This window comes from Calothrix sp. CCY 0018 (assembly GCF_963920925.1).
Lineage (GTDB): Bacteria > Cyanobacteriota > Cyanobacteriia > Cyanobacteriales > Nostocaceae > Rivularia.
This window is the reverse complement of sequence record NZ_CAWUDI010000003.1, coordinates 214,275-228,321: the sequence shown is the minus strand read 5'-3', so window position 1 is coordinate 228,321 and position 14,047 is coordinate 214,275. Positions and strand designations below refer to the sequence as shown.

The 14,047-nt window shown below is 39.0% G+C and carries 17 protein-coding genes; 9 read left to right on the top strand and 8 right to left on the bottom strand.

Annotated features, from left to right (window positions below; all coding sequences use genetic code 11):
* The first annotated feature begins 78 nt into the window (after positions 1 to 78).
* The 3 genes from ACM03V_RS03670 to ACM03V_RS03660 all read left to right on the top strand — a co-directional run bounded on the left by ACM03V_RS03670 (position 79) and on the right by ACM03V_RS03660 (position 1,002).
* Positions 79 to 300 carry a type II toxin-antitoxin system HicB family antitoxin gene (locus ACM03V_RS03670; protein WP_414619394.1) on the top strand — a complete coding sequence of 74 codons (222 nt, stop codon included), beginning with the start codon at positions 79 to 81 and terminating at the stop codon, positions 298 to 300.
* A complete protein-coding gene (locus ACM03V_RS03665; RefSeq protein WP_414619393.1) occupies positions 290 to 502 on the top strand; it encodes a type II toxin-antitoxin system HicA family toxin in 213 nt (70 codons plus the stop codon). The genes ACM03V_RS03670 and ACM03V_RS03665 overlap by 11 nt, the downstream gene beginning before the upstream one ends.
* Before the next feature lie 98 nt (positions 503 to 600).
* The gene (locus tag ACM03V_RS03660) at positions 601 to 1,002 is read left to right on the top strand and encodes a helix-turn-helix domain-containing protein (protein WP_414619392.1); all 402 of its coding nucleotides are present in this window, start codon (positions 601 to 603) and stop codon (positions 1,000 to 1,002) included.
* Between the two features lie 251 nt (positions 1,003 to 1,253).
* On the opposite strand, the gene ACM03V_RS03655 is transcribed toward ACM03V_RS03660, so the two are convergent.
* Entirely contained in the window at positions 1,254 to 1,505 is a 252-nt protein-coding gene (locus ACM03V_RS03655) for a hypothetical protein (RefSeq protein WP_414619391.1), read from the bottom strand.
* A 113-nt stretch (positions 1,506 to 1,618) separates the two neighbouring features.
* Here ACM03V_RS03655 and ACM03V_RS03650 point away from each other — a divergent pair, with 113 nt between their 5' ends.
* Positions 1,619 to 2,986, top strand: a complete 1,368-nt coding sequence (locus tag ACM03V_RS03650; protein ID WP_414619390.1) for a protein kinase domain-containing protein — start codon at positions 1,619 to 1,621, stop codon at positions 2,984 to 2,986.
* 105 nt (positions 2,987 to 3,091) lie between these two features.
* Positions 3,092 to 3,649, top strand: a complete 558-nt coding sequence (locus ACM03V_RS03645) for a glutathione S-transferase family protein (protein ID WP_414619389.1) — start codon at positions 3,092 to 3,094, stop codon at positions 3,647 to 3,649.
* 431 nt (positions 3,650 to 4,080) lie between these two features.
* Here the strand turns inward: ACM03V_RS03645 and ACM03V_RS03640 are convergent, their stop codons facing one another.
* From ACM03V_RS03640 to ACM03V_RS03625, 4 genes are all read right to left on the bottom strand, one after another.
* Positions 4,081 to 4,572 (bottom strand): YajQ family cyclic di-GMP-binding protein, encoded by a 492-nt coding sequence (locus ACM03V_RS03640; protein WP_414619388.1) that lies wholly within the window; start codon positions 4,570 to 4,572, stop codon positions 4,081 to 4,083.
* Between the two features lie 66 nt (positions 4,573 to 4,638).
* A complete protein-coding gene (locus ACM03V_RS03635; protein ID WP_414619387.1) occupies positions 4,639 to 5,061 on the bottom strand; it encodes an MAPEG family protein in 423 nt (140 codons plus the stop codon).
* 306 nt (positions 5,062 to 5,367) lie between these two features.
* Positions 5,368 to 5,874 (bottom strand): DNA recombination-mediator protein A, encoded by a 507-nt coding sequence (locus tag ACM03V_RS03630; protein ID WP_414619386.1) that lies wholly within the window; start codon positions 5,872 to 5,874, stop codon positions 5,368 to 5,370.
* A 107-nt stretch (positions 5,875 to 5,981) separates the two neighbouring features.
* Positions 5,982 to 6,047 carry a hypothetical protein gene (locus ACM03V_RS03625; protein ID WP_414619420.1) on the bottom strand — a complete coding sequence of 22 codons (66 nt, stop codon included), beginning with the start codon at positions 6,045 to 6,047 and terminating at the stop codon, positions 5,982 to 5,984.
* Here ACM03V_RS03625 and ACM03V_RS03620 point away from each other — a divergent pair.
* Positions 6,032 to 6,154 (top strand): hypothetical protein, encoded by a 123-nt coding sequence (locus ACM03V_RS03620; RefSeq protein WP_414619385.1) that lies wholly within the window; start codon positions 6,032 to 6,034, stop codon positions 6,152 to 6,154. The genes ACM03V_RS03625 and ACM03V_RS03620 overlap by 16 nt on opposite strands.
* Positions 6,155 to 6,279: 125 nt before the next feature.
* Positions 6,280 to 6,681: a 2TM domain-containing protein gene (locus ACM03V_RS03615; RefSeq protein WP_414619384.1), complete on the top strand. Its 402-nt coding sequence runs from the start codon at positions 6,280 to 6,282 to the stop codon at positions 6,679 to 6,681.
* 106 nt (positions 6,682 to 6,787) lie between these two features.
* On the opposite strand, the gene ACM03V_RS03610 is transcribed toward ACM03V_RS03615, so the two are convergent.
* Both ACM03V_RS03610 and ebsA read right to left on the bottom strand, forming a co-directional pair.
* On the bottom strand, positions 6,788 to 7,882 hold the full coding sequence (locus ACM03V_RS03610) for a phosphotransacetylase family protein (RefSeq protein WP_414619383.1): 1,095 nt from the start codon (positions 7,880 to 7,882) through the stop codon (positions 6,788 to 6,790).
* Positions 7,883 to 8,195: 313 nt separating this feature from the next.
* Entirely contained in the window at positions 8,196 to 8,573 is a 378-nt protein-coding gene (ebsA, locus tag ACM03V_RS03605; protein ID WP_414619382.1) for a type IV pilus biogenesis protein EbsA, read from the bottom strand.
* 585 nt (positions 8,574 to 9,158) lie between these two features.
* On the opposite strand from ebsA, the gene ACM03V_RS03600 reads away from it, so the two are divergent.
* Positions 9,159 to 10,562 (top strand): glycosyltransferase, encoded by a 1,404-nt coding sequence (locus ACM03V_RS03600; RefSeq protein ID WP_414619381.1) that lies wholly within the window; start codon positions 9,159 to 9,161, stop codon positions 10,560 to 10,562.
* Between the two features lie 83 nt (positions 10,563 to 10,645).
* Here the strand turns inward: ACM03V_RS03600 and ACM03V_RS03595 are convergent, their stop codons facing one another.
* Positions 10,646 to 12,832 carry a DNA polymerase III subunit gamma/tau gene (locus tag ACM03V_RS03595; protein WP_414619380.1) on the bottom strand — a complete coding sequence of 729 codons (2,187 nt, stop codon included), beginning with the start codon at positions 12,830 to 12,832 and terminating at the stop codon, positions 10,646 to 10,648.
* 266 nt (positions 12,833 to 13,098) lie between these two features.
* On the opposite strand from ACM03V_RS03595, the gene ACM03V_RS03590 reads away from it, so the two are divergent.
* Positions 13,099 to 13,767, top strand: coding sequence for a hypothetical protein (locus tag ACM03V_RS03590; RefSeq protein WP_414619379.1), 669 nt, complete (start codon positions 13,099 to 13,101; stop codon positions 13,765 to 13,767).
* Positions 13,768 to 14,047: the final 280 nt, after the last annotated feature.

The following is a 14,047-nucleotide window of genomic DNA, read 5'->3' as shown; positions in this document are numbered from 1 at the left end:
TGGATATTTTAACAACTGCGAACAAATTTAAGTATTACAATACAAACATTATTGATAAAACTTAATTACCTCAGTTTTATGAAATCTTTGAAAGACTATACAATTGTTATCCGTCCTGATGACAATGACACTTTTGTTGCTTACATTCCAGCAATTTCCGGTTGTCATGCTTGGGGACAAACTTTAGATGAAGCTCGTGCTGAACTCGTCAATGTTTTTGAAATAATACAAGAAGAGTATGCAGAAGAAGGGCGTTTTTTACCTAAAGATGTTGAATTGGTAATTGCTAATGCCAGCTAGAGCAAAAGATTTAGAAAAAGTAGCCCAAAAACTTGGGTTTGAAAAAGCTCGACAAAAGGGTAGTCATGCTCGTTGGAAACATCCCGATGGACGAGCAACTACAATCCCGATTCATGGTAAATCTGAAATTGGTAGTTGGTTGTTTTATGAAATTTTGAAGCAGTTAGGTATTACCGAAGAAGAATTTGAACAACTGCTATAGATGTAAAAATAATCCTTACTTTTGAAAGTTGACTCGCTTTTACAATATGATTTTCTCTAAAATTAAAATTTTATATTCAGAAATAATAGGTCAGAAAAATGTCTTTAGCTTTTGATAGAAATACCTACGGAAAACTTTTAGCAGAATATCAACCACAAGTCATTACATCAGAAGCAGAATATGAACGTATGCTCGCTGATGCGGAACGATTAATCGGCTGCAAAAAACGTTCCCAAGAAGAAACCGCTTTGCTACAAGTTTTGGTGAGATTGATAGAAGAATACGAAAACAAAAATTATCCAATGGGTAAATCTTCACCTCATATTATTCTTCAACATTTGATGGAAGCACGAGAAATTAAACAATCTGAACTAGTAGAAATTTTCGGTTCAAAAGAGATTGTCTCGGAAATTATCGAAGGTAAACGCGCAATTACTAAAACACAAACAGAAACTTTAGGAGATTTTTTTCACGTTTCTCCAGAATTATTTATTAGTTAATCTTTGTGAAGTGTCTAGGGTGTTAATTCTGTGTCCTTTTAAGGGGTAAAAAATCATGCAAAAAACGTGTTCTTATTCAAGATAAATCCCTCTCCCCCTCCCCTCTCCCAAGCTTGGGAGAGGGGTGCCGGAGGCGGGGTGAGGGAAGTATGTTGCGATTTTTACCGACATAAAACTTATCTGAACTTTAAGCGCGAAAATCTTATCAAAGTCAACACCCTAGTGTGTAACAGTTACAAAAATTTTCAATATTAACGATTATAAATTGATTCGACCGTCACGTTCCAATCCCATAGCTGTGAGACTGGTTTAGTTTTACCTGCTTTTGCTTCTTGGAATGAAGTACGAAGACTATTTAATATAGATTCTTTTGATTCATCATCGTTTGAAATATACTCTGTTAAAATTTCTAAAGTATAATCTTCTACAGAGATACCTTTTTGTTCTGCTTTTTGAATCAAATATAATTCCATATCTGGTGTTAGGTTGAGCGTTATTGTCATAAATATATTCTTAACTACACTTAAAATTTTAACAAAATTAGAAGTTATCTGCGAAAATTGTTAATAACATTCTGTAGCTATAAATTAAGAATTTATCATCATCCAAATATCCTATGTCAGCTAAAGTAACCCTCACCATTACCGAAGGAAAATTATCCGGAAGACAGTACATTTTCGATTCCCGCACTAGCTGTATTATCGGTAGAGCATCTGACTGCAATATCAAACTACCAGATGATAAAAATCATTCTACTATTTCTCGCTATCACTGTTTATTAGATATCAATCCTCCCGATATTCGCATCCGAGATTTTGGCAGTAGAAACGGAACTTATGTAAACAATAAAAAGATTGGTCAAAGACAAGATAATCAAGCTCCAGATGAAGCAGCAAACGAAATTTTTCCTGAATTTGATTTAAAAGATAATGATGAAATCAAGTTGAGTAATACGGTATTTAATGTCAGTATTGAAAGTCAACCTGAAGAGATAAAAATTAAGAACTTCTTCCCTGCCACAATTGATTTTGATAAAAATCCAACAGAAGCACCAAATTTATTGGAATATATCAAAAAGTTTTTAGGATTAGCAAAAGCAGGAAATAGTAATTTATTAGCTATTAAAGGATACGATATCATCCAAATTTTGGGTAAAGGTGGATTTGGTGAAGTTTATTTAGCCCAGCACAATCATTCACAAAAGTTCATCGCTCTCAAGGTAATGTTACCTCAAGTTGCTGCTAGCGAATATGCGGTAAATTTATTTTTAAGAGAAACAGAAAATATCAAAGTTTTGCGACATCCTCATGTAGTGAATTTAATTGACTATGGTTATTCTGAGGGAATTTTCTTCTTCACAATGGAATATTGTCAAGGTGGCACTGTTGAAGATTTAATGAGACAGCAACAAGGAAAATTACCGATTGATATTGCTACTGCAATTATTCTCCAAGTACTTGATGGTTTGGAATATTCCCATAATGTAGAAATTCCTTATGTTAAATTGCGCGATGGTAACTTCGGTAAAGGTAAAGGTTTAGTTCATCGCGATTTGAAACCGGGCAATATTTTCCTAACTTATCAAGATGGTAAAATCACCGCTAAAATTGGCGATTATGGTTTATCAAAAGCTTTCGATTTCGCAGGTTTAAGCGGTCAAACTAGAACTGGATCTAGAGTTGGAACTCCCGTATTTATACCACGACAGCAGGTATTAGAATTCAAATATGCCAAGCCAGAAGTTGACATTTGGGCGGCTGCGGCTTCTTTGTACTATATGTTAACTGGATGTTTCCCCCGCGATTTTACAGGTAATGATATATTTTTAGCGGTATTAAGAAATAAACCAATACCCATTCGCGATCGCGATCCAAATATTCCGCAAAAATTAGCAGAAATAATTGATTTAGCCTTAGTAGAAGAACCAGAAATTCATTTTAAAAGCGCCAAAGCATTTAAACAGGCATTGTTAAATGTATTGTGAATATCGTACTATCCATAACCCACGCAGGTGGGTTTCGCCTGTGTAGCCGTGGTTTCAACCGCCAGGTAAAATACAAATAAACCTTCCCTCCAACCATCAAAAACCATGATAAAACTCTACGGTGGAACCTTCAGCCGCGCTTCAATTGTTCACTGGTATTTAGAAGAACTCGAAATTCCCTACGAATTCATCAAGCTGGATATGAAAGCAGGAGAACATCTCAAGCCGGAATTTTTAACAATAAACCCGATGGGTAAAGTTCCAGCAATTACAGATGGTGATTTCATACTTTGGGAATCCGGCGCAATATTGCTATATCTTGCCGATAAATACGGTAAAAAATCTCTTTCTCCAGAAGAGCGTGGTATTTATTCTCAGTGGAGTTTGTTTGCAAATGCTACTTTAGGACCTGGTGTTTTTATTGAAGCTACCCGAGAGAAAGAAATGCCCAAACTAATGAATCCTTTGAATCAAATTTTAGGAAAACAACCTTTTTTAATGGGTGAAGAATTTACTGTTGCTGATGTCGCAGTCGGTTCGATGCTCAACTATATTCCGATGATGCTCAAGCTGGATTTAAGCGAATATCCAAACGTTACCAGCTACATGAAGAAACTTGCCGAACGTCCGGCATTTCAAAAGGCTATGGTTTCTCGCGGTTAATTTAAAAAAGATTAATTTGTAGGTTGGATTAGACACGAGCAAACAATTAAATATGTAACGATAATGTATATTTTCGTGTCGTAACCCAACATTAACGATTTGAAGAAATTCAGATATTGTAATGCGAGTGTTAATAAAAGATGTTGGGTTACGTCGATGAAGATCAATTTCGTTAAAAAGCATCATTTTTTGTGCGACTAACCCAACCTACTAGTACTGGTAGGTTGGGTTAGACAGGAGCAGGCAATTAAATATGTAACGATAATGTATATTTTCGTGTCGTAACCCAACATTAACGATTTGAAGAAATTCAGATATTCTAATGCGAGTGTTAATAAAAGATGTTGGGTTACGTCGCTTTAAATAATTTTTCGTTCAAAACCATTATTTTTCGTGCGACTAACCCAACCTACTAAACTACTAACTACTAGCTAACGATAATTTGTAAACTGTAAAGCACAGGGTAAATCTTCTTCTTTCAACCGCTGCATTACGGTTTGCAAATCATCTTTATTTTTACTAGTAACTCTTACTGCATCTCCTTGGATAGATGCCTGTATTTTCTTGAATTCATCGCGAATCATTTTAGAAATATTCTTGGCAATCTCTTGACTAATGCCTTTTTTCAACTTGATTTCTTGATTAACTCGACTGCCACCAGCGGATTCGGGTTCGCCAAATTCAAAGATTTTTTGAGAAAGTTTACGCTTCGCAGCTTTTTCTCGCAATATTGTATTTAAAGTGTCTAAAGTAAACTCGCTATCTGTATTTACTTTGATACTATCTTCCCCTAATTCCACTGTAGTTTTAGTATCTTTTAAATCGTAACGACCTTTAATTTCTCGCGTCACTTGATCTACAGCGTTAACCAATTCTTGTCTATCAAAATCGCTAACAACGTCAAAAGAATAAGTAGAAGCCATAAAAAATTGTCAGTTTTCTTTATTAGTAATTTTACATTTTAATAGTCATTAGTTGCTATCTACTATCTAATTTGAACTTGCTTGAATTATACTCAGTACCAATAATGTACAAGAACAAGCTAAACCAACAGCATACATAAGCGATCGCGCTAGGGCTATATCTAAAATATAAAAGACTGAATACAGTAAACGAACTGTAATAAAAGTTAATGCGGCGTATGCAGAAGCAGGAGAATTAACGCCGGTTACATAAGCCATTAAAGCCGCAACAGCGAAAATCATAAAGCCTTCAAAACAGTTTTGATGCGCCCAAGTAGCACGTTGTCCGTAAGGTGGAAGTTTATCGAACATAGCCCTCGGTGCAGAATAATCATAGCCAATACTCAAACGAGCATAGGCGACTACCAAAAATGGTAAGTAAATCTCTAGAAAAGCTACAGCAATACAGTATAAAAATAAAACTGATACGGGCATTTGTGAAACAATCATCAACATAAATAAATAGATATTGGAAAAATTCGTTTTCTATTTGTATAAAATTGTGTGGTTGAGGAAGCGAAGCATTTGAGCGCGGGTTATTCTTACACTTCGTAGTGCAATTTACTCAAAAAGTGACCTATTTGAAATCAGAAATTCCTGATTCTCGCTACATTAAGGCAACTGCACGCTTTATATCACTAGTCATTAGTAACCGTGCTAATTACATCCATTCACCATTTTCTAAACGACTGAAGGATTGTATCCCGACAAAAGTGACTAATGACTAATAAGAAAGCAGCTCGAATGCAGAACCGATTAATCAAAATAGAACAAAGTTACCACTTTTCGTTGTTCTTCTGCATCCTTACACGTTTGTAGCAAAGTGCGACTATCGTGAAAGGCGAAGGATACAAGTTGCTGGCAGCGAGAGATAATCTCTTTGTTACAGATGTAACTCGCTTCAGCAAGCGATAAATGATCGTTACTGGAATTTTCTACCAGATGCATCACTTGTTCTAATTGCTGGCGCGATTCTAAAGGCTGACGATCTAAGCTTTGGGGTAAAATTACCGTGAGAAAGTTAGGATCGGCTCGCATTGCGCCCTTAATAGCTGCTGAATTAGTACCTGTAGCACCAGAGGTAATAACTCTATTCCCCGATAAAACCAGGGCATAGGTCATCATTTCAATTAGATTCTGGTGAGTAATAGGCACGTGACGAGAACCCAGCACGGCGATTCGCTTGGAACCCATTTGCTGAATAGTCGCCAATTCTTGCGCTAACGTATCAATGTTATTTACTAGGTCTGTTGACTGACTCAAAGACGAATTTAATTGCTATTAAACGACCAAGATATTTTAGCAGGTGAAAGAGTTGTCGGGAACCTACTAATGGTTAGAGCGTACAATTATTTAGTTTAATTTTTATATTATTTTTTGTTTAATAGCTCGATTGCTTCGTTACACCAATCAACCCACTGTGTTTCATAACGAATGCCTTTACGAAGAGTTAGATACTGGAATTTTGCTGGCTGTGAAAGTTGTTGGGGATTTTGAAGTCATGCTGACGACGAGACGATTTGCAGCAGGAAACCAACACTAACCTGATGTCGGCGGGTGGGCAATGAGCATAAGCCATAGGGAATAGGGATTTTTATGCAATTTCGTTCGCTGCTTACCAATCCTTACTGATTTTCAAGTCAGCATGAAGCTTGAACCCAGAAACCAATGAATAACTTGATAGAGATATTTAAGATGACTTACAGTTCCGATGATGTCCAAAAAATTCTTCAGTTGGCAATGGCACGCAAGCAGGAGGAATCATTTTCCTCAAAACAGCTTTCAGAAATGGCGACAGAGTTAGGAATTTCTGCCCAATTGCTGAAGACAGCAGAACAAGAGTACTCAATTCAAAGCAAAGCAAGCAAAGAAAAGCAAGCTCGCCGTGAAATTATGCGTCGAGGATTCAAAGCTAATTTAATTTCGTTTCTGGCAGTAAATACATTCTTAGTAGTACTGAATTTAACCACAACTCCCCGTGATTTTTGGGCGATTTATCCTATTTCAGGTTGGGGATTGGGACTTTTTATGCATTATGTGAAAATTTCTAGTATCGAGGAAAATCCTTAGATGTACGGCAATTCGATATTAGATGAAATAATTTGAGATATTGAAAAACCCAGTTGTAAAAACTGGGTTTATTCATTTTTGGAATTAGCAATCTTCTTATTTACGATTACGATAATGTAGTTGCCGGACTCAAATCCATTAAAGTTAGTAAACGATTGATGTCAAAATGTTCTCGCATCAAATGACCAACGCATTCGACTTTAATTGGTTCGTGTACGCCAACTTGACCGAAAGCACGCTCAATAATTTCTACAGTGCTAAGAGTATCTAAATCTACCGAAAGAATTGGGACTTCTAATTCTTCAGCACGATTGAGAATAAAAGATGGAGGTGGTAATTGTCCGGTGAGAATCAGGCATTGAGTGGAAGTTTCCAAAGCAGCCTGCTGAATTTCTACTCTATCTCCACCCGTAACTACTGCCATATTTTGACGTTTGCGAAAATACTTCACCGCAGCATTGACATTCATCGCCCCAATTGCCAGACTTTCGACTAATAAATTCAGGCGATCGCCACGACATAAAACTTGAGCATTGAGTTGATGAACTAATTCGCCGACGGTTATACTGCGTAATAAGTTGCTTTTGGGCAATATACCTAAGACGGGTATATCATGCTGTTCTAAGAAGGGACGCATGGTATTATTAACTGCTTGCAAATGCTCTGCTGGCACATCGTTAATGACAATACCAATCAAACGTTCCCCAACCAGCTGTTTAGCAAATAATAATGCTTCAATAGAAAGCAAAGATTTATAGCGAAATACTAGAATAACCCCAGCATCTAATGCATCAGCGACTTGCATCAAAGACAAATCGAATAAATGACCTTCAGATAAATTAGCTGGGCCTTCAAGCAAAACTAAATCGCCTAAGTTGTCTTGTAAATATTCACTTGCAAGGGACTGCTGATAATCGGTTGTGTCTTTGCCCGAAAGGCGTTGTTGTAGCGTAGTTTCGTTTAAAGCAAGTAATGTAGGTGCAACTTGGTTGGGTTGGAGATTGAGGCTTCGGGTAATAAATTCAACATCTTCCTCAATCAAGCTTCCTTCAGATTCTCTCAAAGACTTACCAAGAGGTTTGCCATAAGCAATATCAAGTCCAGCTTGACGTAATTGATTAGACAAACCTAAAATAGTTGCTGATTTACCGCTGGAAGCCTCGGTTGACCCAATCAGTAAATACTTAGGGGATTTCGGCACGCACGCACTCCTAATTTCAACGGTATAAAACTTATAAAACTTTCAACGATTAGTGCCCTTGTTTCTCAACCATTAGCCAATAAACTGGCTCTTGGCACCATATTTGAACAATTGATTACTAGTAGCCTAAAAAAAACTGTTTGGGCGTTCTCTAATTTTAGGCGAACTAAGCCTTCTTGGTAATTTATCTATAATTAGTTAATAGTTGAGTAATAAATCTATTCCATAAAAATTAGAGGAAAAGAATAAAATCCTTTTCCCCATCGCTGGTTATTTTTATACTGCGAGTAACTGTCTAATGTTTGAAGAACAATTAATCTTCTAGACGCAGCAGCTTGCGATAAAAAGATTGAGAGAAATCAGTCATGCGTTGACGCTTATAGTTTTCAAGTATTTCGATTAAAAAATTTATAAACTCGAAACTTGCCATCATGACTTCATAACTTAGTTCGGCATTACCATCAAACTGCATTCGACAACGAGTTAAGTCTGAAGGGAGAGTGGCAATATTCCAAGTCGCTATGAAAGGAATACTTTCGCTACTTTCTATTTTACGATTTCCTTCAAGAACCCCTTTTCGATAAAGCCCGATAGCATAAGGTAGAAAATTCCGCTTACCACTTTGAACGTAAGGCAAGTACACGCTCGCTTGTTGAGGAGTAGCAGGCTGAAGTTGCTCAAATGCTGACATATAATATATTCCTTAACTTACTTGAGAATTTACAATCTGGTAGATATACATAGTATTCCCAAGTTATTTGTAAAAATTACACTCAGATTTATTTGAGTGGGAGATGGGGGAAGAGGGAGATGGGGGGATGGGGAGACAAGGGGACAAGGAGAGAGGAGGAAGAGGTAGAGGGGTAGATAATATTGAACTCTTAACTCCCAACTGGTCACTGGTAACTGCTCACTGGTCACTGTATTAAGCTAAGAAATGTGAAAATGTCGGTTACAATAAGGCTGCATTGATTTCTCATGAAGCTGGGGTAAAATGACGGACAATTCCTTTTAAGTAAAGTAAATGCAGTCATTCTTATTTTTTAAGCGATAACTACGCTTTCACAAGATACTCTTGACAACCAATTAGTAAGATTGCGATATTACCCGACAAATTCATCAGTTTTATTGCAAGACGTTCAACGGTTAAGGAGAAATGCCACCAGGTTTAAACTAAGCTATTGGTTTAACGAACGCGGTGTAAGTGTAGCCTTATCCAAAACCAGTATCAAGCGCATTTTTGTATAAAATTAATTGCATTCAAATTAAGTAAACTATGCCAGCGAATTCCTGGCCCGAAAAAGATTATAACGAACTTGATTCCCTGAACTCGATGTTTGCCGATATGTCGGCGAATAAGGAGTTAGAAGAACAAAAATCACCAGAATTAACTGTTCCTTCCCGGTTTCAAGGTCGTAGGCGCAAAGCTGCTGTAGTTCTGACAATGGTCTGGAGCGGTACGATTGCTTTGCACCTAGTTTCTTGGGGGTCTTTATTTGTATTAGGGTTAGCTACCGTTGTTGGACTTCACTCCTTGGTAATCGTATTTGCCAAACCTCGTCATGGAGATGAAGTTAGAGAAGGCGATTTACCTTTTGTGTCTTTATTAGTTGCAGCAAAAAATGAAGAATTAGTCATTAGCAATTTAGTAAATAATCTTTGCAACTTGGATTACCCTTCGTCTGGGTATGAAGTGTGGATAGTTGATGATAATAGCAGCGATAAAACACCACAATTGCTATACGAACTAGCAGATAAATACGAACATTTAAAAGTATTCCGACGAAAACCTGGAGCGAGCGGTGGCAAGTCGGGAGCATTAAACCAAGTGCTACCGCTGACTAAGGGTGAAGTCGTTGCTGTATTTGATGCTGATGCTCAAGTTTCTAGCGATATTTTGCTGCGAACTATACCTTTGTTTCAACGAGATAATGTTGGAGCGGTGCAGTTGCGAAAAGAAATCGCTAATGCTTCAACTAATTTTTTGACAAAAGGTCAAATGGCTGAAATGGGTGTCGATACCTTTTTCCAACGAAAGCGAAGTTTGAGGAATGGTATTGGCGAATTACGCGGCAACGGTCAATTTGTTCGCCGTAAAGCTTTATATAGTTGTGGCGGATGGAATGAAGAAACTATCACCGACGATTTAGATTTAACGCTCCGTCTACATCTTGACAAATGGGACATTGAATGCGTATTTTTTCCGGTAGTTAAAGAAGAAGGCGTTACCAGCGCAATGTCTCTTTGGCATCAGCGTAATCGTTGGGCAGAAGGAGGATATCAGCGCTATCTCGACTATTGGGACTTAATTCTTCGTAACCGCATGGGTACGTGGAAAACCTTGGAACTGTTAATCAATTTTGTCTTGATTCAGTACATTATTCCCACCGCAGCAATTCCGGATTTATTAATGGCGATCGCACGTCATCGGCTGCCGATTTTAAGTCCATTAACCGGGATGACAGTAACAGTATCATTTTTAGGAATGTTTGCCGGTCTTAAACGGATACATAAAAATAAAAGTTTAAAAACTTATGCCTATTTGATGTTGTTGCTACAAAGCCTGCGGGGCATTTTATTCATGTTCCATTGGATAGTAGTCATAAGCAGCACCACCGCTCGGATGTCAGTACTTCCCAAGCGCTTGAAGTGGGTGAAAACCTTACGTCAAGGTGAGTGATGGGGAGATGGGGAGATAGGGAGATGGGGAGGTGGGGAGAAAGAATTCCTAACTCCTAACTCCTAACTCCTAACTCCTAACTGTCAAAACTCAACATCATCGTCTTCAATTTCTTCTAATTCCGATGAGTCTATTGGCTCGTCGGATATTTCTGTATTTTCTTCGTGTAATGAAATAATCTCTCCGTCTAATGCATCTGCTAAACGCTGAGCGGCTTTCATTAGTTCCGAAGTTTCTGGATCTTCTGCTATTGGGGTTGGTTGAGCACGCGCGCGAGTTGTTTGGGGAGGGGGAGCGGTATTACTTACCGCAGCTGGCTGAACTGTTGGGGTTGATGATGATGGTGGTTGCGTTTTTTCTGGAGTAGGAAGTGGTGCCGGTTGTGGGGTAGGCTCTGGTGCTGGTTGTGGCGCGGTTTGCGGTGCTGGTTGTGGTGCTGCTTGTGTGGGTGTAACGTTTTGCTGTTGCTGTACTGTTGGAGTTGCCGCAGAAGAATTAGAGTTTGCAATTTCTAAATTTACTTCGATTTCACTATTGAAAGTTACTTGAAATGCTGTTTTAATTTGAGATTTTTCTTCTTTAACTTTGTCATACCATTTCTCTTTGACGGCAACGCGAGCTATAGAACCGTTAAACTCGACGACATGGCACATTTGACGCAGTAGTTCTCTTCGAGAAACTGGTATGAGGTTGGCGAGTACCTGCTGCCAAAGTTCGTTGAGGTTGCCTTGTGAGGCTGCTTGGGTCGGCGGGGAGGGAGGGGGAGAAGGATTAGGTGGGGAGGAGGGGGTAGAGGGGGGAGAAACAGCTTGTGTTTTAGTTCCGTTTTCTGTTTGTGTGGGTGGATGAGATGGTGAGCCAGTTGCGGTGGACGAAGAGAAGTTCGTTGGCGGGGTTCCCAAGGCAGCGCGTTGCGGGGGTTCCCCCCGTTGTAGCGACTGCCGCCCGCTTAAAGAAACTTCGGGGTTCCCCGGCATAAGCAAACTGGCGTTAGCGTCAGTGTCTCCCGTTAGCGGAGCGTGCCCGGAGGGCATAGGGAGATACCCGGAGGGTGCAACTGTAGGTGGTGTTTGCTGTACGGTTCTGGTTGTGGTAGCGGTACGTTCGATTGTTTTGGCTGGGTTTGGGGGAGTTTTGGGTAAGTTTTGTTTATGACTAATAGCTGGTGCTTGAGTAATAGTTGCTGATGGTAATAATCCTAGTAAAGTTACTTCCAGCCATAAGCGCGGTTGAGTGGTATTTTTGATTTGTACTTCAGCAGTACGTAGATGTTGCTGCCCGTGCAAAATCATAGTTATTTCAAGGTTTTGAGCAATATCTATAAGTACTTTCCACATACCTTGAGTGCAAGCAACTAAATCATTACGATTGGGTGCAGTTTTGGCAATGAGTAAATCGCGGTAGAACGAAGCGAGATTTTGCAGAATAATTAAAGGTTCTCTACCACGGTCTAATATTTCGCGGGTACAGTCAATTACGGCTTCGGAGTTATCTTCTACAATTGCTATTAATAAATCTAATAAATCCTGTTCGCTTACCGAACCTACTAAATCCCAAACTTTTTCAGGAGTTACTTCCCCCGGTAATAAACCCAGCTGATCTAAAAGACTTTCAGCGTCTCGCAATCCTCCTTGGGCAACTTGAGCAACTATTGTAACGGCTTCTTGTGTAATATGAATATTTTCAGTTTTTGCAATTTCACTTAAATGCTGCACCATAGCATCTATGGGGATACGTCTAAAATCAAACCTTTGGCAGCGCGAAATGATTGTTGCTAGTACTCTTTGCGGATCTGTTGTTGCGAGAACAAAGACGACGTGTTTGGGTGGTTCCTCTAGTGTCTTGAGTAGCGCATTGAACGCTTGAGTACTGAGCATATGACATTCATCAACCACATAAACCTTGTAGCGGCATTGAACTGGGGCAAATTGCGCTCTTTCGATAATTTCTCGAATATTATCGACCCCTGTATTGCTAGCAGCATCAATTTCAATTACATCTAAAGTGGTACCCTTACTAATTTCTTGACAAACGTTACACTTTCCACATGGATGCGGCGTAGGCTTATCGCTGTTGACACAGTTAAGCGATTTCGCCAAAATCCGCGCACTAGAAGTTTTACCCGTCCCCCGAGGACCAGTAAATAGATAAGCCGGAGCAATTTTGAGAGTATTAATTGCATTAGTAAGAGTAGTGGCGATCGCCTCTTGTCCAACTAATTCGGCAAAAGTTTTCGGGCGATACTTATGATGTAGCGGTTCGTAAGACATGGAGGAGACAGCGCTGTGAAAGCTTTCCCCTTTTAGGGGTTTATCTATTTTAATTGTTTATTTGTAATTTAATAAAATGGGGATGGGGAGATGGGGACAAGGGGACAAGGGGACAAGGGGAGATGGGGAAGAAATAATTCCTAACTCCTAACTGGTCACTGTTCACTGATTGGTAAAATTTATATCTTAAAAAAAACAAATACTTAGAGAGAATTCGTTACAAGTAGCTACAATCTTATGGTAATTAATACTCTGTGGGTGCCCTTATGCTAAAACGCTTGGTTCAATGGTTCAAAAAGTTTTTTCAAGGGCTATTTGGTAAAAAACAACATTCGTCGGTTAGGCATAGTTCTTCACATAGTTCTGCTTCGTCTCCACCACCTCCTTTAAATGATACCGATTTGGAGTTTCTGTTTGCGGAACTGTTGCAAGGTGTTCATCAAGCACGGGGAGAAGCTTGGGCGCAAAAATGGTTAGATAATATTGAACATCGGGTTCCTCAACAGCGTTGGGTGGAATGGCTAAGAAAATTTGGCGATAAGTTGTTAGCTGCACCGACACCAAATAATGAGTTGGCTTCTCGGCTGGTACAGTTAGGAGAGTTGGGAGTTGGCGAAGTTTCCAATGCTGCCTACGATATCGGGATGCGATTGTTAACGCGCAACCAAGCAGAACCTATATGGGAGTACGTTGGTCCCGATGCTCAAGTAGAACCTGCCGTGCGTGAAGAAAGTTTAGTTCAAGCTGCACCTGCTCAACAAGCCGAAAGCGATGCAGAAGGGGAATATCAAACTATTACTCTCGAAGAGTTAATCGAGTTGATGCAAGAAGACGTAAACTTGAGAGCGCAAATTGCCCAACAACTGGGAATTGAAACAGATGACCCAGAAGTTATCGTTCAGGCTTTAGTTAATCAATACCATACCGCTGGATAATGCGCGCACAAATATTAGATCGGACCTAAAGATTTGATAATGGTACCTTAATATATTGTAAAGTTTGAGTGCTTTAACGATCAATATTGTTGTTATGTATACAGAATTTTTGGGTCGTTTTATTTTGTTCCCAAAGGGTATCTTGTCTAGCAAGTTATTTTCCGGAAATTTTGTTAAGTTATCTCAGAAGTGACAATGTTACTTCTAATTCCACAAATTGATATTTTACCGAGCGTTGCTAAAAATCAGCCTTAATTTATTATAGTGTTGACTTTTTACG